At 70.4% G+C, this 19,770-nt stretch carries 19 protein-coding genes; 9 read left to right on the top strand and 10 right to left on the bottom strand.

What is annotated here, in order from left to right; genetic code table 11:
• Window positions 1-75: 75 nt before the first annotated feature.
• On the bottom strand, window positions 76-849 hold the full coding sequence (locus tag E9232_RS02975; RefSeq protein ID WP_309792043.1) for a transporter substrate-binding domain-containing protein: 774 nt from the start codon (window positions 847-849) through the stop codon (window positions 76-78).
• 96 nt (window positions 850-945) lie between these two features.
• Here E9232_RS02975 and E9232_RS02970 point away from each other — a divergent pair, with 96 nt between their 5' ends.
• Window positions 946-1,674, top strand: coding sequence for a DUF6065 family protein (locus tag E9232_RS02970; RefSeq protein ID WP_309792041.1), 729 nt, complete (start codon window positions 946-948; stop codon window positions 1,672-1,674).
• A 151-nt stretch (window positions 1,675-1,825) separates the two neighbouring features.
• On the opposite strand, the gene E9232_RS02965 is transcribed toward E9232_RS02970, so the two are convergent.
• Window positions 1,826-3,211, bottom strand: coding sequence for a tetratricopeptide repeat protein (locus E9232_RS02965; protein ID WP_309792039.1), 1,386 nt, complete (start codon window positions 3,209-3,211; stop codon window positions 1,826-1,828).
• Between the two features lie 32 nt (window positions 3,212-3,243).
• A complete protein-coding gene (locus E9232_RS02960; RefSeq protein ID WP_309792038.1) occupies window positions 3,244-3,447 on the bottom strand; it encodes a hypothetical protein in 204 nt (67 codons plus the stop codon).
• Window positions 3,448-3,700: 253 nt separating this feature from the next.
• On the opposite strand from E9232_RS02960, the gene E9232_RS02955 reads away from it, so the two are divergent.
• Window positions 3,701-4,693, top strand: coding sequence for a lysophospholipid acyltransferase family protein (locus tag E9232_RS02955; protein WP_309792037.1), 993 nt, complete (start codon window positions 3,701-3,703; stop codon window positions 4,691-4,693).
• Here E9232_RS02955 and E9232_RS02950 read toward each other — a convergent pair.
• The 3 genes from E9232_RS02950 to E9232_RS02940 form a co-directional block, all read right to left on the bottom strand.
• Window positions 4,690-5,241 (bottom strand): gamma carbonic anhydrase family protein, encoded by a 552-nt coding sequence (locus tag E9232_RS02950; RefSeq protein ID WP_309792036.1) that lies wholly within the window; start codon window positions 5,239-5,241, stop codon window positions 4,690-4,692. The two genes, E9232_RS02955 and E9232_RS02950, sit on opposite strands and share 4 nt — an antisense overlap.
• Before the next feature lie 9 nt (window positions 5,242-5,250).
• Window positions 5,251-6,222, bottom strand: coding sequence for an N-acetyl-gamma-glutamyl-phosphate reductase (gene argC, locus E9232_RS02945; protein ID WP_309792034.1), 972 nt, complete (start codon window positions 6,220-6,222; stop codon window positions 5,251-5,253).
• Between the two features lie 182 nt (window positions 6,223-6,404).
• On the bottom strand, window positions 6,405-7,523 hold the full coding sequence (locus E9232_RS02940) for an aminotransferase class I/II-fold pyridoxal phosphate-dependent enzyme (RefSeq protein WP_309792032.1): 1,119 nt from the start codon (window positions 7,521-7,523) through the stop codon (window positions 6,405-6,407).
• Between the two features lie 86 nt (window positions 7,524-7,609).
• Between E9232_RS02940 and E9232_RS02935 the strand changes: the two genes are divergently transcribed.
• Together E9232_RS02935 and E9232_RS02930 are read left to right on the top strand one after the other, a co-directional pair.
• On the top strand, window positions 7,610-8,152 hold the full coding sequence (locus E9232_RS02935) for a helix-turn-helix domain-containing protein (protein WP_309792031.1): 543 nt from the start codon (window positions 7,610-7,612) through the stop codon (window positions 8,150-8,152).
• A 162-nt stretch (window positions 8,153-8,314) separates the two neighbouring features.
• A complete protein-coding gene (locus tag E9232_RS02930; RefSeq protein WP_309792030.1) occupies window positions 8,315-9,163 on the top strand; it encodes a hypothetical protein in 849 nt (282 codons plus the stop codon).
• Window positions 9,164-9,167: 4 nt separating this feature from the next.
• On the opposite strand, the gene rpsI is transcribed toward E9232_RS02930, so the two are convergent.
• From rpsI to E9232_RS02915, 3 genes are all read right to left on the bottom strand, one after another.
• Entirely contained in the window at window positions 9,168-9,644 is a 477-nt protein-coding gene (gene rpsI, locus E9232_RS02925) for a 30S ribosomal protein S9 (RefSeq protein ID WP_374710592.1), read from the bottom strand.
• Window positions 9,645-9,648: 4 nt separating this feature from the next.
• Window positions 9,649-10,107: a 50S ribosomal protein L13 gene (gene rplM / locus E9232_RS02920; RefSeq protein ID WP_309792029.1), complete on the bottom strand. Its 459-nt coding sequence runs from the start codon at window positions 10,105-10,107 to the stop codon at window positions 9,649-9,651.
• A 232-nt stretch (window positions 10,108-10,339) separates the two neighbouring features.
• Window positions 10,340-11,503 (bottom strand): helix-turn-helix transcriptional regulator, encoded by a 1,164-nt coding sequence (locus E9232_RS02915; protein ID WP_309792028.1) that lies wholly within the window; start codon window positions 11,501-11,503, stop codon window positions 10,340-10,342.
• A gap of 270 nt (window positions 11,504-11,773) precedes the next feature.
• On the opposite strand from E9232_RS02915, the gene E9232_RS02910 reads away from it, so the two are divergent.
• Window positions 11,774-14,608 (top strand): beta strand repeat-containing protein, encoded by a 2,835-nt coding sequence (locus tag E9232_RS02910; RefSeq protein ID WP_309792027.1) that lies wholly within the window; start codon window positions 11,774-11,776, stop codon window positions 14,606-14,608.
• Between the two features lie 343 nt (window positions 14,609-14,951).
• Window positions 14,952-16,526 (top strand): calcium-binding protein, encoded by a 1,575-nt coding sequence (locus E9232_RS02905; protein WP_309792026.1) that lies wholly within the window; start codon window positions 14,952-14,954, stop codon window positions 16,524-16,526.
• 3 nt (window positions 16,527-16,529) lie between these two features.
• Here E9232_RS02905 and E9232_RS02900 read toward each other — a convergent pair whose 3' ends face one another.
• The gene (locus E9232_RS02900; RefSeq protein ID WP_309792025.1) at window positions 16,530-16,952 is read right to left on the bottom strand and encodes a PaaI family thioesterase; all 423 of its coding nucleotides are present in this window, start codon (window positions 16,950-16,952) and stop codon (window positions 16,530-16,532) included.
• Between the two features lie 129 nt (window positions 16,953-17,081).
• Here E9232_RS02900 and E9232_RS02895 point away from each other — a divergent pair, with 129 nt between their 5' ends.
• From E9232_RS02895 to E9232_RS02885, 3 genes are read left to right on the top strand one after another with little or no spacing between them, the layout of a single operon-like run.
• Window positions 17,082-17,906, top strand: a complete 825-nt coding sequence (locus E9232_RS02895; protein WP_309792024.1) for an enoyl-CoA hydratase — start codon at window positions 17,082-17,084, stop codon at window positions 17,904-17,906.
• 3 nt (window positions 17,907-17,909) lie between these two features.
• Complete coding sequence (locus E9232_RS02890; protein WP_309792023.1) at window positions 17,910-18,413, top strand: CoA-binding protein; 504 nt, start codon at window positions 17,910-17,912, stop codon at window positions 18,411-18,413.
• An 11-nt stretch (window positions 18,414-18,424) separates the two neighbouring features.
• Window positions 18,425-19,726 (top strand): O-acetylhomoserine aminocarboxypropyltransferase, encoded by a 1,302-nt coding sequence (locus tag E9232_RS02885; protein ID WP_309792022.1) that lies wholly within the window; start codon window positions 18,425-18,427, stop codon window positions 19,724-19,726.
• Window positions 19,727-19,770 lie beyond the last annotated feature (44 nt).

Here is a 19,770-nt window from a genome sequence, read left to right as displayed (position 1 = left end):
TTTCCGGTCGCGTTCTGTTTTCATGGCCCGCCACATATGGTGAATCTCGGCGGCAATGGGAGGGGGGCTCTCGCCTCAGCCCAGCCAGGCGGCGCTGATCTTGCGGTACCCGCCGTCGTGCAGGCGCAAATGCAGCCACTGGTCGACGAAGGCCTTGAACACCTCGTCGCCCTGCGGCAGCAGATAGGCCTTCTCGGCGAAGGTGAAGGGCTGGTCCGGATGCACCGCGCACAGGCCGGGCCGCAGCTTCTGCTGCAGCCGGGTTTCGCTGGCATCGGTGATCATCAGGTCGGCGCGGCCGGCCAGGATCTCGTCGAAGATCTTGGTGTTGTCGGGGAAGAGATCGATCTTCGCCGCCTTCATCGTCTCGCGCGCGAAGCTCTCATTGGTGCCGCCGGGATTGACCACCAGCGTGACGTCGGGCCGGTCGATCTGGGTGATGGTCTCGAACTTGTCGACATTCTCGCAGCGGGTGATCGGGGTCTTGCCGTCGACCATGACCGGAACGCTGAAGAAGGCCTGCTTCTGCCGCGGCAGGGTGATGCTGATGCCGCCCATGGCGACGTCGCAGGCGCCGCCGGTGAAGTCGGCCATCATCGTCTTCCAGCTGGTCTTGACGAATTCGGCCTTCACCCCGATCGCGGCGGCGAGATCCTTGGCCATGTCGATGTCGATGCCCTCGAACGCGTTCTTGGCCGGATCGAGATAGGTGAAGGGCTTGTAGTCGCCGGTGGTGCAGATTTTCAGCACCCCGGCCTGGGTCACGGCGGCGAGCCGGTCCGCGGGCTCGGCCCGGGCGGCGGCGATGGGCAGGGCGATCAGCAGGGCGGCAGCGAGAAGCGGGCGCATGAGACCTCCGGAGCGAGTCGGCTAGGATCTTAATCGGACCCATGCGCGGCCACCAACAGGGTCGTCGCGGACGGCCGCCGTCGTTAGAGTCGCAGGATGAAGCTGATCGCCCACACCATCGGCGGCGCGCCGCCCGTCATCCGCCCGGCCCCGGCCACCCGCGACTGGATGTCGGCGACGCCGGAGGGCTTCGCCTATCGCTGCCTGCCGCTGAACATCGCCAACGCCCATGGCTGGGAGATCCTGTGCCCCACCGCGATCCGCGCCTGGTGGGACGGCGGGACCTCCCCCGGATCGGTGCGCGTCGAGGTCGACGGCGACGACCCGGCCCCGGCGCTGGGCCATTTCGGCTCCGGCATCCTGACCTTCCACGTGCCACTGCTGCTGCGCACCGAGCCGGGGGCCAACCTCTGGGTCTCCGGCCCGACCAACGCGCCGAAGGACGGCATCGCCGCCCTGACCGGCGTGGTCGAGACCGACTGGTCGCCCTACGGCTTCACCATGAACTGGCGCTTCACCCGGCCCAACCACCTGGTGGAGTTCGCGGCCGGAGAGCCGTTCTGCCTGTTCTTCCCCCTGGCCCGCGACATGGTCGAGGCGGTGGAGCCGGAGGTGCGGCCGCTGAGCGACGATCCGGAGCTTGAGGCCCGCTACTGGGCCTTCCACCAGGGCCGCAGCAGCTTCCTGGCCGACCTGCCCGTGCCCGGCACCGACGCCAACGAGGCGAAGTGGCAGAAGGGCTACTACCGCGGCCTCGACACCGACGGCAAGGCGGCGCCGCAGCACCAGACCAAGCTGCGGCTGAAGCCGTTCGAGGAGGGCTGAACGGATTGCCTCTCCCGCCTGGCGGGAGAGGTCGGGCTCGCGCAGCGAGACCGGGTGAGGGCTGGTCCCGGCCTCGACGCCCTCTCCTCACCCGGAGCCGCTTCGCGTCTCCGACCTCTCCCGTAAACGGGAGAGGCAACGCGTTACTCCCTTAGGCGTTGGCGCGGGCCTCCGCAGCCACCGCACCGGCCTCATCTCCCGCCAGCCGCAAAGCCCTGGCCGTAAGGCGCCAGTTGAACGGGCTGCCGGGCTTGGCCTCGGTCCGCTCCGCCGCCAGGGTCCTGGCCAGATCGGCCTGGCCGCCGCGCAGCGCCGCCTCGACCAAGGTGAGGTTCAGCACGTCGCGCTGGGCGTGGCTGCCGCCGAAGCGGTGCGCCACCGCCCGCACCGGGGCGAGCAGGTCGACCGCCGTCGCATAGTCGCCGGCACCGAAGGCCCGCAGGGCGCGGCAGACCGGCAGCCCGACCTCGGCCGTCATCGCCGCGTTGGTGCCGCCCGCCCCCCGCTGGACCTGGGCCGCCCGCCGGGCCTGGGCCGCCAGCAGGCGGTCGGCATCGGCGCCGCGGCCGGTGGCGACGAAGGCCATCATCGCGTGCATGTCGTTGAAGGCGTAGTAGCCGTCCTCCGCCATCGGCGCCCAGCTGTCGGCCAGCTCGGCCCAGCGGCCGCCGCCATCCACGCCGCGCAGATGCAGCCGCCACAGCAGCGCCGTCGCGTCCAGCGTCTCCAGCGCCACCGGCGACGGAAGCGGCCGGATCGCCTCGTCATAGAGCCGCAGCACCGTCGCGGTATCGCCGAGGTCGAGATGGTACAGCGCCAGATGCCACCAGTTGTGGAAGGCGAACATGTTGTCCGGCGCCCAGTCGCCGCTGCGGCCGTTCAGCCAGGCGACGCCCTCCGGCAGGCGGCCCTGCATCTCCATGACATGGGCGACGGCGTGGATCGCCCAGGGGTCGCGCGGCTGCAGCGCCACGGCGCGGCGGCCGGTCGCCTCGGCGGCGCGGTAGTCGCCGGTCTCCTCCAGCCCGAAGGCGTGCATGCCGAGGACATAGCCATAGCCCGGCACCGACTCGTCCCAGCCCGGCAGCGCCCGGGCGATGCGGTCGCGCAGCAATTGGGTGTGGCCGAGATAGAAGTCGCCGATATGCGCCGCCTGCAGCGCCAGCCCGTCGCGCGGATGCGCCTCGGCCACCCGGCCCCAGGTGTCGACCGCCCCGGCGAAATCACCGTCCAGCCAGGCGCGCAGCGCCGCGATGTGGCCGCGCTCGCGCTCATTGGCGTCCGTGCGCAGCGCCTCGGCCGCCTCGACGCTCTGGCGCAGCGGCGCCTCGGCCGCCTTCTCGGTCGCCAGCGCCATCAGCGTGCCGCGCAGGCAATGGCCCATGACGAAGCCGGGATCCTCGGCCAGCGCCGCCTCGATCTCGGCCAGCGGGTCGCGGAAATAGCTGTGCAGCCGGTCGGCCGCGATCTCGTAGCGGTCGAGCGCGGCGCGGCTGGTGGTCGAGACCGGAACGCCGCGGCTGTCGTGAAGGCCCATCACCATCCTCCTGTGGTCCGGACCAGGATAGCCTAAGCCGCGCGTCCGACGCAGCTCGTGACCTGCGTCACCCCGAAAACAGCGAAGCCCCCGTCGGGTGAGCGGGGGCTTCGGTGCTTGTCCTTGCGGCTGTAGACCTTGTCGGACCGGACGATCCGGTGGCCGAGCCGGCGGGCGACCAGCGCGAAGGGATCGCGCCGCTTCGGCCCCGCCATCGGGGGCTTGGGCTTCTTCATCTGCCTTTCCTTTCAGGGGCTGGACGGTCGCTGATATGGCATCGGCGGGCCCGGATGCAAGCGCCGCGTGCCGACCGGATTCCTGTCGAATGTCGGAAACATCTGGCGACGGACAGGGGTTCATGCCACGAGTAGGATCGAATGAACCCCATCGGGACCCGCTTGGCGGGCGGTGTCCTGTGCATGGCGAGGTAGCCAAATCACCGGTACAATGGACACCCCGGACCCGGCCAGAGCCGGTTGGTCGAAGCGCATGCACCGGCTGAGGAAACAGCTGCGGAAGCACGGCCGCCGCCATGCCACGACCCTGGTGCAGGCGATGCCGATCTATGCGCTCTACGGGGTGATGCGGGCCCTGCCGATCGGCAGCGCCTCGGCCCTGGGCGGCTGGGTCGGCCGGACCTTCGGGCCGCGCATCGGCGCCTCGCGCCGGGCCGACGCCAATCTCAGCCTGGTGATGCCGGAGCTGTCGGCCGCCGACCGCCAGCGCGTCATCCGCGGCATGTGGGACAATCTCGGCCGGGTGATCGCGGAGTTCCCGCATCTCGGCCGGCTGCGCCGCAGCGAGGCCAGGCGCCCCAAGCGGGTCCAGGTCGAGGGCATCGAGCATTTCCTGGCGGCCCGCGGCGAAGGCCGGCCGGTGGTGATGGCGATCGGCCATTTCGGCAATTGGGAGGTCGGCGCCGCCGTCGCCGCCAACCACGGCGTGCCCTTCACCGCCATCGCCAAGCCGCCGAAGAACCCGATGGTCGGCTGGCTGCTGCACCGCATCCGCAGCTCGGTCGGCACCATCATGCTGGAAAAGCGGATGGAGGGGGCGGACGCCAAGAAGGCGCTGTCGATCCTGCGCGCCGGCGGCGTGCTGGGGATGATGGTCGACCAGCGCTACAATGGCGGGCTGAAGGTCCCGTTCATGGGCCATGACGCCATGACCTCGCCCGGCGCCGTGGCCATGGCCTACCATCTCGGCTGCGCCGTGATCCCGGTGCGGATCGAGCGCACCGCCGGCGCCAACTACCGCGCGGTGTTCGAGCCGCCGCTGGCGATCGAGCGCACCGGCGACCGCAAGGCCGATGTCGAGGCCGCGACCATCGCCATGAACGAGGCGATCGAACGCTGGGTCCGCGGCCGGCCGGAACAGTGGCTGTGGCTGCACAAGCGCTGGATGATGCCGCGCCCGCGCAAGCTGCGGCAACGCGTGCTGGCCTACAAGGCCAGCCTGGCCGCAGGCGGCGACGAAGGCTAAAGCGCCGACCCGGCGTCCAGCAGGACGTTGGCGCGGTATTCGACGCCGAGCGACACATAGCCCTCGCAGAGCTTGCGGTGATGCTCGTGCTCGTCGTCGGTCAGGGTCCGCACGAAGCGCGCCGGGCTGCCGGCCCAGAGCTGGCCGGCCGGCACACGCTTGCCGGGGGTCAGCAGCGCCCCGGCCGCGACCATCGCGTCGCTTTCCACCACCGCCCGGTCCATGACGCAGGCCTTCATGCCGACGAAGCTGCGGTCGGCCAGGGTGCAGGCGTGGATCAGCGCCATGTGGCCGATGGTGACGTCGTCGCCGATATGGCTCGGGCCGTCGGCCGTGGCGACATGGACCACGGTGCCGTCCTGGATGTTGGTGCGGGCGCCGATGCGGATCGGGCTGACATCGCCGCGGATGACGCAGCCGAACCAGACGCTGGTGCCCGGCCCGATCTCGACATCGCCGATCACCACCGCGCCCGGCGCGATGAAGGCGTCGGCCGCGATCCGCGGCAGCCGGTCGCGATAGGGCAGGATGATCGCGCCGGTGGACATGCCGCGGCCTCAGGCCGCCTGCGACCGCGCCGGCAGCAGCCCCGCCGTCGGGTCCAGCCCCAGCGCCAGGTTGAGGTTCTGCACCGCCGCCCCCGACGCGCCCTTGCCGAGATTGTCGAGCTGGGCGACCAGCAGCGCCTGCTGCTCCGCCGCGTTCTCGAACACGAACAGGCGCAGCGCGTTGGTGCCGTTCAGCGCCTCGGGCTCCAGCTCGGCCGCCGCCGCGGCCTCGGCCAGCGGCGCCACGGTGACAAAGGGCTGGCCCTGGTAATGCTCTGCCAGCGCCGCATGCAGATCGGCGGCCGAGGGCCGCTTCGGCAGCGACCACAGCGGCAGCGGCACCGACACCAGCATGCCCTGGGCGTAGCGCCCGACCGACGGCACGAAGATCGGCGCATGGTCGAGGCCGGCCCAGCGCTTCAGCTCCGGCACATGCTTGTGGGCCAGCTTCAGGCCGTAGAGGAAGAACGGCACCTTCCCCGCGGCCGGCGCATCGGCGGCCTCGTAACGGGCGATCAGGCTCTTGCCGCCGCCGGTGTAGCCGCTGACCGCATTGATGGTAACGGGATGCGACGCCGGCACCAGGCCGCGGTCGATCAGCGGCCGCAGCAGGGCGATGCCGCCGGTGGGGTAGCAGCCGGGGTTGGAGATGCGCTTCGACCCGGCGATCGCCTCGGCCTGGCCGGGCGCCAGCTCGGGGAAGCCATAGGTCCAGCCCTCGGCGGTGCGATAGGCGGTCGAGGCGTCGATCACCCGCACATCGGGGTTCTCGACCATCGCCACCGCCTCGCGCGCCGCATCGTCCGGCAGGCACAGGATCGCGGCGTCGACCTCGTTCAGCAGCCGGCGGCGCGCCGCCGGGTCCTTGCGCTCGGAATCGGCCAGGCTGACGACCTCGATGTCGGCGCGCTTGGCCAGGCGGTCGCGGATCTGCAGCCCCGTGGTTCCAGCCTCGCCATCGATGAACACGGTTGCCGGCATCGCCCTGCCCTCGGAAAGGGATATAAGTGTGTGAGTACTTACCATAGGTGAGGGCGCCGCCGAACCGGCATCGCGGTCATGGCGGATATCTGCGGGACGCCGGTTGCAGGCGAAGAGGTCCCGTTTCACCCAGCCACTCTCTCAACTGTCAAGCCGGGCAATGACAGAAAAGGAAGAGTGCGTCAGCGCCCGGTCTTCAGGTCCCGCAGCACGGTGGAGATGCGGTCCAGCGCCGCCGGGGCGTGCTCGTAGCCATGAGTGATGCGCAGATGGTGCTCGGCGCCGAGATAGACGCCCGGCGCCACCAGCACCGAGGTCCGGCGCCGGATGGCATCGGCGACCGCGACCGAATCCAGGTCGAGGTGATAGCGCACGAAGCCGAGCGCCGTGGCCGCCGGCGGCACCGCCGAGACCAGGTCGGCATGGGCCGACAGCCAGCGTTCCAGCCCGGCCCAGCCGCTGCGCGACAGCTCCCGCTGCCGTCCGACCAGCCGGGCGCGGGTGGCCGGCTCCAGCGCCATCTCGGCCAGCAGCATCGACGGGCCGGCGGCGGCGATGACGACGTATTCGTGCCGACGCCACGCATCCTCGACCAGGTCCTTCGGCCCGACCAGCCAGCCGATGCGCAGGCCGGCCAGGCCATAGGCCTTGGACAGGCTGCCGACCACCACCACCCGCTCGTAGCCGCCCCAGAAGCTCGGCGTCTCCACATCGGTCAGGCGTTCGGTGCCGCGATAGACCTCGTCGACATGCAGCCAGGCGCCGGCCTTGGCGGCGATGGCGGTGATCCGCGCCGCCTCTTCCACCGTCAGGATGCTGCCGGTCGGGTTGTTCGGGTTGACGATGGCGATCATCCGGGTGCGCGGCCCGACCGCCGCCTCCAGCGCATCGAGATCCGGCCGCCAACCCTGGTCGGGCAGCAGCGGGAAGCTTTTCACCGTGCAGCCGAGGTTGCGGGCGATGCCCCAGACCTGGCGGTAGCCCGGCTCCATCACCACGATCTCGTCGCCCGGCGACAGCAGCGCCTGGCACAGGATCTGGTTGGCCTCGGACGCCCCCGTGGTCACCAGCACCTGATCGGCCTGGGCGCCGGCATAGAGGCTGGCGATCCGGGTCCGCAGCGCGTCGGTTCCGTTGACCTGCGGGTAGAACAGCACCTGGTCCAGCAGCCGGTCGACCGCGCCGGCGCCCAGCACCTCGCGCAGCGTGGCGCAGCGCACCGAGCTGTCGGCGAGGTTGATCTCGACCGTGTGTTCCCACTCCGACTGCCACTGCTCGAGCGCAAAAGGCTGGAAGGTCATCGCCGCATCCCCGGAAATCGATCGCAATTCCATATGCAATATATTACATCTTGATCGGCAACAAGATGTGAAAGCGAGGCCCGGCGATGACATCGTCGCGAGAGGTGCTGGACCGGATCGCGCAGCGGCTGCGCCAGGAGCGCCAGGCGCGGGGCTTCAGCCAGGCGGCGCTGGCCGAGCGCAGCGGCGTGTCGCTGCGCATGCTGGCGCTGATCGAGAAGGCGGAGACCAACCCGAGCATCGCCACGCTGGCCGAGATCGCGGCCGGCCTGGGCATCAGCCTCGGCGCGCTGGTCGGCAGCGGCGATGAGGCGGCGGCCCGGGTGATCCCGCCGCAGGATTTCGCCACGGTGTGGCAGTCGCCGGCCGGCAGCGCCCGGCTATTGGCCTCCGGCGGCAAGGCCGAGCTGTGGGACTGGCGGATCGAGACCGGCGGCCGCTACGACGCCTCGCCGGACCCGGCCGGGACGATGGAGCTGATCCAGGTGCAGGAGGGCGTGCTGGTGCTGGAGGTCGACGGCGCCACGCATGCCGTTCCCGCCGGCCACGCCCTGCGCCTGGCCAGCGACCGCGCTTACGCCTACCGCGCCGAGGGCGGGCCGGTGCGGTTCGTCAAGGTGGTGAGCTGAGTCGGGCCGACGTTCCGGCTCAATCTGCATCGGGTCCTGAGCTCGGCCGAGGCGGCGCGGGCATTGGCGATGCAGGCTTGCCCCGGACGGCCCCGGCCGGCACAGTGCGGCCCACGGATCCACCAGAGCGGCGATCGGATGACACCATCGCGACGCAACGCTGTGTTGGCGATTCTGGCCGGCAGCCTGCTGCTGACGGCCCCATCGGCGCGTGTTCCGACCGCGCCGGGCCTTGCCGTGTCCTTCCCGCCCCTCGGCCCCGACATCCGGTCGCCGCATGCCAGCGACCCGGTCTTCGCCGCCCTGCTGGCCACGGCCGAGAGCAGCCGGGACCCGCTGCAGATGAACAAGGGCGGCTATGCCGGGCTGTTCCAGTTGGGCGAGGCCGCGGCGGCGGTCGCCGGCCTGTACGACCCGGGGGCCCCGGTGACAGCGGACGACACCCGCAACCGCTGGCGCGGCACCTTCCACATCCCCGGCTATCCCGAGGTCAGGACCATCGGCGATTTCCTGGACACGCCGGCGGCGCAGCAGGCGGCCTTCCGCATGCACCTTGCCTATCTCGACAGCGAGATCCAGCGCCGCGGCCTGGACCGGCAGATCGGCCTCTACGTCGCCGGGGTGCCGATCACCTGGGACGGGCTGCGCGCCATGATGCATCTGGGCGGCCCGGATGGGACCGAGCGCTTCATCGCCACCGGCGGCGCCTATGACCCGGCCGACGACAACGGCATGCGGATCAGCGACTACGGCCGCCGCTTCGCCGGCTTCCTCGCGATCGAGCCGACCCGGCCGGCGATCATGCCGACACTGGTGGTCCCCACCTCGGCGACGCAAGGTCCGGTTGCCCCCGCCACGGCTGACCCGGCCATGGTGGTCCCGACCCTGGTCGCCACCACGCCGCACCCGAGGCCTCTGAGACGGCACCTCCAGGAACGACAAAGGGGCGCCCGAGGGCGCCCCTTGCCGAACCGAAGGTCCCGTCCGCGGGTTGCCCCGCGAGCGGTCTGAACGATCAGCGCTTCGAGAACTGGAAGCTGCGGCGGGCGCCGGACTTGCCGTACTTCTTACGCTCGACCACACGCGAGTCGCGCGTCAGGAAGCCATGGGCCTTCAGCGTCGGGCGCAGGGTCGGCTCGTAGTGCTCCAGCGCGCGGCTGAGGCCGTGACGGACCGCGCCGGCCTGGCCGGAGAGGCCACCGCCCTTGACGGTGCAGATGATGTCGAACTGCTTGACCCGGTCGCACACCTCGAACGGCTGCAGCAGAAGCATGCGCAGCACCGGGCGGGCGAAATAGACTTCCTGGTCGCGGCCGTTGACGGTGACCTTGCCGGAACCCGGCTTGATCCAGACGCGGGCGACCGCGTTCTTGCGGCGGCCGGTGCCGTAGGAGCGGCCCTGGGCGTCGCGCTTCGGCTGGACCGGAGCGACTTCGACCGCGACGCTGTCCAGGGCGGGCTTCAGATCGGAGAGGGACTGCAGATCGGCCACGGCCTTACCTCTTATTCTTCGGATTCATCGCAGCGACGTCCAGCACTTCGGGCTGCTGAGCCTCGTGCGGATGCGATGCGCCGGCATAGACCTTGAGGTTGCCCATGACCTTGCGGCCGAGCGGACCGCGGGTGATCATGCGCTCCACGGCCTTCTCGATCACGCGCTCGGGATGGGCGCTGTCGAGGATCTGGCCCTTCGAACGGCCCTTGATGCCGCCGGGGAAGCCGGTGTGCCAGTAGAAGACACTGTCCTGGCGCTTGTTGCCGGTCAGATGAACCTTCTCGGCATTGACGACGATGACGTTGTCGCCGGTGTCGACATGCGGGGTGAAGATGGTCTTGTGCTTGCCGCGAAGGCGCATCGCGATGATGCTGGCGAGCCGGCCGAGGACGACGCCTTCGGCGTCGACCACGATCCACTTCTTCTCCACCTCGGCAGGCTTGGCGGAATATGTCTTCATGACGGGCCCTTGATCGGGGTCGGGAACGGATGCCGCCGGCCACCCCTGGCAGGGGCACCGGCGAGAGGCGGCTGTTTACGCGGGGCGTTCCCCGACGTCAACGGAAAAAGCATCGAAACACCAGCATCTTAGCGCCAAGGTATTATAATACCTCTCACAAACATGGCCGCAACGCTGGGTTTCGGCGCCGCGGATTTCGGGCTGTGACGGGCGGCACCCGTCACTCGCGGCCTCACCCGTCACGCAGCATCGGCTGGTCGCAGCGCATCAGCAGCCGCACCAGCTCCGCCTGGCGGCTGGTGCCGGTCTTGTCGAAGATGCGGGTGAGATGGGTGCGGGCGGTGCTGCGCGCGATCGACAGGCGCTCGGCCACCGCCTGCAGCCCGTCGCCGCGGCCGATCTCGACGGCGAAGGCGGCCTCCGCCGCGGTCAGGCCGAACCGCTCCTGCAGCGACGCCGCGGCCGGGACGTCCACCCGATCGGGATCGGTGACGAAGATCGCCACTTGCGGGGCCGGCCGGCGGCGCCCCTCGGCCACAGCGCCCCGGATCGGGATCACGGTCACCAGCAGCGGGCAGCGCCCCGAGGGGCGCGACACCTGCATCCGGGTTCCGGCCGAGGCGGCACGGCTCGCGGCGTCAAGCCCGGCGACGGCGGCGCCAACAGCAGCGGCCAAGGCGATGGCATGCTGCAGGCGGCGGGTCTCTTCCGGCAGCGCCGCGGCGAGGCCGGCCGGCCCGGAGGACAGCCCGTCGGTCTGGGCGATGATCGCTTCCGCGCGGCGGTTGAGGCAGATCGGCCGCGCCCCGGCATCGGCCAGGATCACGCCGGCGTCGAGCCGGTCGAGCACCGCCTCCGCATCGGCGGCGCGCAGGTCGGCGTCGCCGATGCGCTCGCGCAGCTGCAGGGCCCGGGTGAGATGGGGCAGCACCACCTGCAGCGCCGCGACATCCTCGTCGCCATAGTCGTCCCAGCCCCGGGCACGGCAGAGCGAGAGGACGCCGCGATGGGTCGGCGTGTCCGACACCTGCGCCACCGCGCCGTGGTAGCAGCCGTTCCGCCGCACCACCTCGTTGTAGAAATCCGATCGGGCGTAGTCGCGGTCGGTCTGCATCGCCGAGGAGCGCACCGCCCGCCCGACGCCGATGCCGGAGATCCAGGACGGCAGCATCCCGGCCTCGGCTGCGGCGGCGAAGCGCTCGACATGGACCGGGTCGTGCCGCGCCAGCAGGCACAGCTCCACCCGCTGCTGCAGCCGGTTCTCGACCACCAGGAAGCCGCGCAGGCCGCGGGCGGTATCGGTAATGGCCTCGAGCGCGCTGGGCCACGCATCCGGCGACACCGCGGCGTCGTAGGTCCGCTGCACGGCCTCGAGAATGGCATCTGCCCGGTCCATCCACCCCCCCGTCAGAAGAGCCGACCCTCCGCGTCCGGACCGAAACCTATCAAAATATCCGCATCCGGGACAGCGCGCATCCTCCGTTCGGCCGATGCCGCCGACGCCGTTCCCAGGCAGGCTGGTGACAGCCGCGGGTGCCGTTTGCAGCACGAACGGGCGAGCCGGCCGATGATCGGCCGGGCTCCCCTCGCGGCTTCGGATTTCGGGCCCTGACCGGCCCTGTTGCCCCACCAAGGGCGTTCGGATCACCGCAGCAGAGGATTCATCATGGCCATCATTCCAGGAACCCCCGGCGACGACACCCTGACCGGAACCACCACCGACGACACCATCACCGGCCTGGGCGGCAACGACTCGCTCAATGGTGGGCTCGGCAACGACACCCTGGAGGGTGGCGACGGCAATGACAGCCTGACCGGGGGCGACGGCAACGACACCCTCCGCGGCGGCAACGGCCTCGACTACCTCTATGGCGGCGCCGGCAACGACCGGCTGGAGACCGGCGGCGGCGGGGCCGGCAGTGTCAGCGGCGGCGATGGCGATGATATCGTGATCGGCTCGGGCGACGCCGAATCCCTCAGCGGCGACGCCGGCAACGACTTCATCCAGGGCCTCGCCGGGAACGACACGCTCTATGGCGGCCTGGGCAACGACTCGCTCTATGGCGGCGACGGCGACGACTATCTCAACCCCGGCACCGGGGCCGAGTTCGTCGACGGCGGCGCCGGCATCGACACGCTGTATCTCGACCGCAGCGGCACGTCCCTCGGGGTTACCTTCGCCCTCAACAGCGGCGCCGGCAGCGACGGCACCCGCGCCATCAACATCGAGCTGATGACCTATTATGGCGGCTCGGGCAACGACGTCGTCGTCGGCGGCGTCGGCGCCGATTCCATCAGCGGCTACGCCGGCGCGGACACGCTCTACGGCCAGGACGGCAACGACAGCCTCAGCGGCGGCGACGGCGACGACATCCTCCGCGGCGGCCTCGGCACCGACTACCTCTATGGCGCCGGCGGCAACGACCGGCTGGAGACCGGCGGCGGCGGGGTCGGCAGCGTCTCCGGCGGCGACGGCAACGATCTCATCATCGGCTCGGCCGACAACGAGAGCCTCAGCGGCGAGGCCGACAACGACACCATCCAGGGCCTGGCCGGCAACGACACGCTCTATGGCGGCACCGGCAACGACACCCTTTATGGCGGTGACGGCGACGACTATCTCAATCCCGGCACCGGGGCCGAGTTCGTCGATGGCGGCGCCGGCATCGACACGCTGTATCTCGACCGCAGCAACACCTCGCTCGGGGTCACCTTCGCCCTGAACAGCGGCGCCGGCAGCGACGGCACCCGCGCCATCAACATCGAGCTGATGACCTATTACGGCGGCTCGGGCAACGACGTCGTTGTCGGCGGTGTCGGCGCCGACTCGATCACCGGCTACAGCGGCAACGACACGCTCTACGGCCAGGACGGCAATGACAGCCTCAGCGGCGGCGACGGCGACGACATCCTCCGCGGCGGCCTCGGCACCGACTACCTCTATGGCGCCGGCGGCAATGATCGGCTGGAGACCGGCGGCGGCGGGGTCGGCACCGTCTCCGGCGGCGACGGCAACGATCTCATCATCGGCTCGGCCGACAACGAGAGCCTCGGCGGCGATGCCGACAACGACACCATCCAGGGCCTGGCCGGCAACGACACGCTCTATGGCGGCACCGGCAACGACACCCTTTATGGCGGTGACGGCGACGACTATCTCAACCCCGGCACCGGCGCCGAGTTCGTCGACGGCGGCGCCGGCACCGACACGCTTTATATCGACCGCAGCAACACCTCGCTCGGGGTTACCTTCGCCCTCAACAGCGGCGCCGGCAGCGACGGCACCCGCGCCATCAACATCGAGCTGATGACCTATTACGGCGGCTCGGGCAACGACGTCGTTGTCGGCGGCACCGGCGCCGATTCCATCAGCGGTTACGGCGGCGCCGACACGCTCTACGGCCAGGGCGGCAACGACAGCCTCAGCGGCGGCGACGGCGACGACATCCTCCGCGGCGGCCTCGGCACCGACTACCTCTATGGCGCCGGCGGCAACGACCGGCTGGAGACCGGTGGCGGCGGCGCCGGCAGCGTGAGCGGCGGCGATGGCGACGATCTCATCATCGGCTCGACCGATGCCGAAAGCCTGTCCGGCGATACCGGCAACGACACCCTCTACGGCATGGCCGCCAACGACACGCTCTATGGCGGCACCGGCAACGACGCGCTGGTCGGGGGCGCCGGCGCGGACTACCTGTCCGGCGGCGACGGCAGCGACACCGCCAGCTACGCCGGCAGCGCCGCCGGCGTGGCGGTCGACCTGGCCGCCGCCACCGCCTCGGGCGGCGATGCGACGGGCGACCAGCTCTCGGCCATCGAATCCCTGGCCGGCTCGTCCTTCGCAGACAATCTGGGCGGCGACGCCGGCGCCAACACGCTGCAGGGCGGCGCCGGCAATGACACGCTCCGGGGCCAGGCCGGCAACGATACGCTGCGCGGGGAAGCCGGGGCCGACCATCTCGACGGCGGCGCCGGCATCGACGTCGCGCTGTACAACGAGAACACCGTCGCGGTGCAGGTCAATCTCGCCACCGGCACCGCAACCGGCGGCACCGCCCAGGGCGATACCCTGACCGGGATCGAGATCGTCTATGGCGGCAGCGGCGGCGACACCCTCATCGGCAACGCCGTCGCCAACACCTTGTACGGTGCCGGCGGGGCCGACCGGCTGACCGGGGGCGCCGGGGGCGACCGCTTCATCTACACCGCGATCGGCGAAAGCCCGGTCGGCGCCGCCAGCGACGTGATCACCGATTTCAGCCACGCCCAGGCCGACCGCATCGACCTCGCGGCGATCGACGCCAACACCGTGCTCGGTGGCAACCAGGCCTTCGCGTTCATCGGTGCTGCGGCCTTCGGCCACCATGCCGGAGAGCTGCGGGCGGCCAGCGCCGGCGGCGTCACCACGATCTCCGGCGACGTCAATGGCGACGGGGTGGCCGATTTCGAGATCCGCGCCATCGGCACCATCGCCTTCGTCGCCGCGGATTTCACGCTCTGACCATCAGGGGCCGGATGAGACGATCGCCCGGCCCCCGCCGGCGGCATCTCCCATTTGGGTGGGATGCCGCCGGCACCGTTCACTGTTAGGGTGGATCAGCCGCCGGTGCCGTTTGCGGCGCGGAACGGTGGGGCGGCCAATGGTTCTCCCGAGATTCCCAGGCCCATATTCGATCCTGATCCCGGAGGCCGCCGACCGGGCAGACCGGCCGCGCGGGGTCCATCGTCACAGGTTTTCACAAGCAATCTTCATCGGCGTCGGCGGCACCGGGTCCTGACGGGCTTGGCTTGGCTTGGCCTGCCCCGCCACAGGCAGGCGGATTACTCCAACTGAGGATTCCATCATGGCCACCATTACAGGAACTGCCGGCGACGACATCCTGACCGGGACCGACGTCTTCGACACCATCAACGGCCTGGCCGGCAACGACATGATCTACGGCGGCGGCGGCGACGACATTCTCAATCCCGGCACCGGAGCTGATTTCATCGACGGCGGCGACGGCTTCGACTCGGTCGATCTCGACCGCAGCGGCAGCAGCGCCGGGGTCACCTTCGCCCTCAACAGCGGCCCCGGCAGCGACGGCACCCAGGCCATCAACATCGAACTCATGACCTACCGTGGCGGTTCGGGCGCCGACACCATCACCGGCGGCGTGGATACCTACAACACCATTTACGGCGGCGACGGCAATGACACCCTCTACGGCGGCGGCACCTCCAGCGTAAACCACATCGAGGGTGGCGCCGGCGACGATGCCATCCAGTCAGGCGGCGGCACGCCCGACACCATCCTGTGCGGCGGCGGCAACGACGTCTTTCAGACCTCCAGCACCGAACGCGAGACCGTCTACGGCGATGCCGGCAACGACGTCCTTCACGGCGGCCTGGGGAGTGACCTGTACTATGGCGGCGATGGCGACGATCAGCTCGACGGCGGGATCGGCAACGACTTTCTCATCGGCGATGCCGGCAATGACAGCCTCGACGGCGGTGATGGCAACGACAGCCTCCAGGCCGGCACCGGAGTCGACACCGTCGATGGCGGCGCCGGCTTCGACACGGTGAGCCTCGACCGCAGCGACGGCGGTGTCGGGATCACCTTCACCCTGAACGGTGGCCCCGCCAGCGACGGCACCAGCGTCATCAACGTCGAGAGCCTGGACTATCGCGGCGGCTCGGGCGCCGACGCCATCATCGGCGGCGCCGACAATGACTCCGTCACCGGCGGCGACGGCAACGACAGCCTCCAGGGCGGCGGCGGCTACGACGTGCTTGCCGGGGAAGCCGGCAACGACGTGCTCCGCGGCGGCGCGGGGGGTGCCGGGGGCCTCAGCGGCGACCGGCTCTCCGGCGGCGCCGGCTTCGACGCGGTGATGTACAGCGAGGGCAGCGTCGGCGTCATCGTCTACCTCGACGGCCACGGCACCACCCGCGGCGGCAATGCCGAGGGCGACATTCTGGCCGGGATCGAGGCGGTCTATGGCAGCCAGGGCAATGACATCCTGATCGGGGGTGCCGCCAACGACACCCTGGTCGGGGCCGCCGGCGCCGACCAATTGATCGGCCAGGGCGGCAGGGACGCCATGATGGGCGGCGCGGGGGCCGACCGCTTCATGCTCGTCGCGGTCACCGACAGCGAGGTCGGCACCAATGCCGACCTCATCGCCGATTTCAGCCATGCCGAAGCCGACCGCATCGACCTGCACCTGGCCGACGCCGACACCACGGCGGCCGGCGACCAGGCCTTCAGCTTCATCGGCGCGGCCGCCTTCGGCCATCACGCCGGCGAGGTGCGCGCCACCGTGGCCGGCGGCATCACCACTGTGGCCGGCGATGTCGACGGCGACGGCGCGGCCGATTTCGCCATCACCCTGACCGGCGCGCTCACCCTGGTCGCGGCGGATTTCGTGCTATAGCGGTCAGCCCCGCGGCGGGATCGAGTAGGTGCCGGTGGCATGCGCCACCGGCTCCGCCTCACCCTCGGAGAACAGCAGCACCTCGCCATAGGCCAGGCGCTTGCCGAGCTTGAGCAGCCGCGCCTCGGCGATCACCGGCACCAAGGCGGGACGCCGCAGGAAGTTGATCGCCATCGAGGTTGTCACCGCCAGCTCGACCCGGCCGATCCGGCTGAGCACCGCGGCATAGAGCGCGACATCGGCCAGGCCGAACAGGGCCGGGCCGGTGATGGTGCCGCCGGGCCGCACGAAATCGTCGCGGCACGGCATCACCAGGGTCGCGGTGCCGTCGCCCAGCGCCCGAACCGTCACCCCGAAGGCGCCGATCAGCGGCACGCCGTCGCGGATGATCGCCTCCACCGTCTCGGCCTCGATCGCCGGCGCCATGCCGCCCTCCCCGCTTTTCCCAGTGCCAGTAGGGCGAAGCGCACCGGTCGCCGCAAGACCCTGTTTCGCCCCCTGTCTTATCTGGCGATCGTCGGGGTACAGTGCGTCCGCATCGCACAGGAAGCCGCCATGTCCGCCCATCCCCTGCCTGCCGCCGCCCTGCCTGCCGCCGCCCTGGCCGAGGCCCCGCTGCTGCGCCGCGATGCCGACGGCGTGGCGACCCTGACCCTGAACCGGCCGGTGGCGCGCAACGCTTTGTCGCTGGGGCTGATGGCGGCGCTGGAGGCCGAGTTGCACGCGATCGGCCAGGACCCCGCGGTGACGGTGGTGATCCTGGCGGCGGCCGGGCCGGTGTTCTGCGCCGGCCACGACCTGAAGGAGCTGCGCGCCGACCCCAGCCGTGCGCATTACGAGCGCACCTTCGCCCAATGCTCCGCCCTGATGCTGGCGATCACCCGGCTGCCCAAGCCGGTGATCGCCCAGGTCCAGGGCATGGCGACCGCCGCCGGCTGCCAGCTGGTGGCGACCTGCGACCTGGCCGTCGCCGCGGCGGAGGCCCGCTTCGCCACGCCGGGGGTGAATATCGGCCTGTTCTGCTCCACGCCGATGGTCGCCTTGTCCCGCGCCGTCGGCCGCAAGCCGGCGATGGAGATGCTGCTGACCGGCGACGCCGTGACCGCCGACCGCGCCCGCGAGCTGGGCCTGATCAACCGGGTGGCGCCGGCCGACCGCCTGGCGGCCGAGACCGAGGCCCTGGCCCGCCAGATCGCGGCGAAATCGCCGCTGACCCTGGCCATCGGCAAGGAAGCCTTCTACGCCCAGGCCGAGATGGGGCTGCAGAGCGCCTATGACTATGCGAGCGAGACCATGACCCGGAACATGCTGGCGCGCGACGCCGAGGAGGGCATCGACGCCTTCCTGCAGAAGCGCCCACCCGTCTGGCAGGGGCGCTGACCGGTGGATCACGCCCCCCTGAATCACGACCGCTACGACGATGCTTATCTCCGCGGCATCCTGCGCACGGTGAAGACCATCGCCATGGTCGGGGCCAGCCCGAACTGGAACCGGCCGAGCTACTTCGCCATGACCTATCTGCAGGGCAAGGGCTTCCGCGTCATCCCGGTCAATCCCGGCGTGGCCGGCCAGGCCATCCTGAAGGAGACGGTCTACGCCCGGCTCCGCGATGTGCCGGTGCCGGTCGACATGGTCGACATCTTCCGCAACAGCGAGGCGGCGGCCGGGATCGTCGACGAGGCGCTGGCCCTGCCCGTCCCGCCGAAGGTGATCTGGATGCAGCTCGGCGTGCGCAATGACGCGGCCGCGGCGAAGGCGGAGGCCGCCGGCATCCAGGTGGTGATGAACCGCTGCCCCAAGATCGAATGGGCGCGGCTGAACGGCGAGCTGGGCTGGATGGGCACCTCGTCGCGCGTGATTTCGTCGAAGATGCAGAAAAAAGGGTAAGGAACAGCCTCATGTCCGAGAACAGCAGCAGCCCCGGCTTCGACACGCTGGCCATCCATGCCGGCGCCCGGCCGGACCCGGCCACCGGCGCGCGGCAGACGCCGATCTACCAGACCACCTCCTTCGTCTTCGAGGATGCCGAGCACGCGGCGTCGCTGTTCAACCTGCAGAAGCTGGGCTTCATCTACAGCCGGCTGACCAACCCGACCGTGTCGGTGCTGGAGGAGCGGATCGCCTCGCTCGAAGGCGGGGTCGGCGCCATCGCCGCCGCCTCGGGCCACGGCGCCCAACTGCTGGCGCTGTTCCCGTTCATGGAGCCGGGGGCCGAGATCGTCGCCGCCAACAAGCTGTATGGCGGGTCGATCAACCAGCTGGGCAACAGCTTCAAGCGCGCCTTCGGCTGGGTCACCCATTTCGTCGATGCCGACGACCCGGAGAACATCCGCCGCGCCGCCAACGACAAGACCCGCGCGATCTTCATCGAAAGCCTGGCCAACCCCGGCGGCGTGGTGAGCGACATCGCGGCGATCGCCAAGGTGGCGCATGACCTCGGCGTGCCGCTGATCGTCGACAACACCATGGCCACCCCGTATCTGTGCCGGCCGATCGAGCACGGCGCCGACATCGTGGTGCATTCCACCACCAAGTTCCTGTCGGGCAACGGCACCTCGATCGGCGGCGTGGTGGTCGATTCCGGCCGCTTCAACTGGGCCCAGTCCGACAAGTTCAAGGGGCTGACGGGCGAGGAGCCGGGCTATCACGGCCTGCGCTTCCACGAGACCTTCGGCGACCTAGCCTACACCTTCTACGGCCATGCCGTCGGCCTGCGCGACCTCGGCGTCAATCAGCAGCCGATGAACGCCTTCCTCACCCTGCTCGGCATCGAGACGCTGTCGCTGCGGATGGACCGGCACGTCGAGAGCGCCCAGAAGGTCGCGGAGTTCCTCTCGACCCACCCGGCGGTGGAATGGGTGAACTACGCCGGGCTGCCATCGTCGAAGTACCATGAGCTGGCGAAGCGGTACCTGCCGCGCGGCGCCGGCTCGGTCTTCACCTTCGGGGTCAAGGGCGGCTTCGACGCCGGGGTCAAGATGGTCGAGGGCGTGGAGCTGCTGAGCCACCTCGCCAATATCGGCGACGCCCGGTCGCTGATCATCCACCCGGCCTCGACCACCCACCGCCAGCTGACGCCGGAAGGGCTGAAGGCAGCCGGCGCCGGGCCCGAGGTGATCCGCCTGTCGATCGGCCTGGAATCGGTGGCCGACATCATCGCCGACCTCGACCAGGCGCTGCGGGCGGCGACAAAAGCCTAAACCCAGCCGGGGCCGTGGCGTCAGGCCTTCAGCAGGCCCTGCGC

This window comes from Inquilinus ginsengisoli (assembly GCF_031453975.1).
GTDB lineage: Bacteria > Pseudomonadota > Alphaproteobacteria > DSM-16000 > Inquilinaceae > Inquilinus > Inquilinus ginsengisoli_A.
Note: the sequence above shows the minus strand (reverse complement) of the source record. Positions and strands in the feature narration are given on the sequence as shown.

Excerpts from the sequence above, each read along its gene's own strand:
- E9232_RS02975 (WP_309792043.1), bottom strand. The coding sequence starts at position 849 with ATGCGCCCGCTTCTCGCTGCCGCCCTGCTGATCGCCCTGCCCATCGCC.
- E9232_RS02970 (WP_309792041.1), top strand. The coding sequence starts at position 946 with ATGAAGCTGATCGCCCACACCATCGGCGGCGCGCCGCCCGTCATCCGC.
- E9232_RS02965 (WP_309792039.1), bottom strand. The coding sequence starts at position 3,211 with ATGGGCCTTCACGACAGCCGCGGCGTTCCGGTCTCGACCACCAGCCGC.
- E9232_RS02960 (WP_309792038.1), bottom strand. The coding sequence starts at position 3,447 with ATGAAGAAGCCCAAGCCCCCGATGGCGGGGCCGAAGCGGCGCGATCCC.
- E9232_RS02955 (WP_309792037.1), top strand. The coding sequence starts at position 3,701 with ATGCACCGGCTGAGGAAACAGCTGCGGAAGCACGGCCGCCGCCATGCC.
- E9232_RS02950 (WP_309792036.1), bottom strand. The coding sequence starts at position 5,241 with ATGTCCACCGGCGCGATCATCCTGCCCTATCGCGACCGGCTGCCGCGG.
- argC (WP_309792034.1), bottom strand. The coding sequence starts at position 6,222 with ATGCCGGCAACCGTGTTCATCGATGGCGAGGCTGGAACCACGGGGCTG.
- E9232_RS02940 (WP_309792032.1), bottom strand. The coding sequence starts at position 7,523 with ATGACCTTCCAGCCTTTTGCGCTCGAGCAGTGGCAGTCGGAGTGGGAA.
- E9232_RS02935 (WP_309792031.1), top strand. The coding sequence starts at position 7,610 with ATGACATCGTCGCGAGAGGTGCTGGACCGGATCGCGCAGCGGCTGCGC.
- rplM (WP_309792029.1), bottom strand. The coding sequence starts at position 10,107 with ATGAAGACATATTCCGCCAAGCCTGCCGAGGTGGAGAAGAAGTGGATC.
- E9232_RS02915 (WP_309792028.1), bottom strand. The coding sequence starts at position 11,503 with ATGGACCGGGCAGATGCCATTCTCGAGGCCGTGCAGCGGACCTACGAC.
- E9232_RS02910 (WP_309792027.1), top strand. The coding sequence starts at position 11,774 with ATGGCCATCATTCCAGGAACCCCCGGCGACGACACCCTGACCGGAACC.
- E9232_RS02905 (WP_309792026.1), top strand. The coding sequence starts at position 14,952 with ATGGCCACCATTACAGGAACTGCCGGCGACGACATCCTGACCGGGACC.
- E9232_RS02900 (WP_309792025.1), bottom strand. The coding sequence starts at position 16,952 with ATGGCGCCGGCGATCGAGGCCGAGACGGTGGAGGCGATCATCCGCGAC.
- E9232_RS02895 (WP_309792024.1), top strand. The coding sequence starts at position 17,082 with ATGTCCGCCCATCCCCTGCCTGCCGCCGCCCTGCCTGCCGCCGCCCTG.
- E9232_RS02885 (WP_309792022.1), top strand. The coding sequence starts at position 18,425 with ATGTCCGAGAACAGCAGCAGCCCCGGCTTCGACACGCTGGCCATCCAT.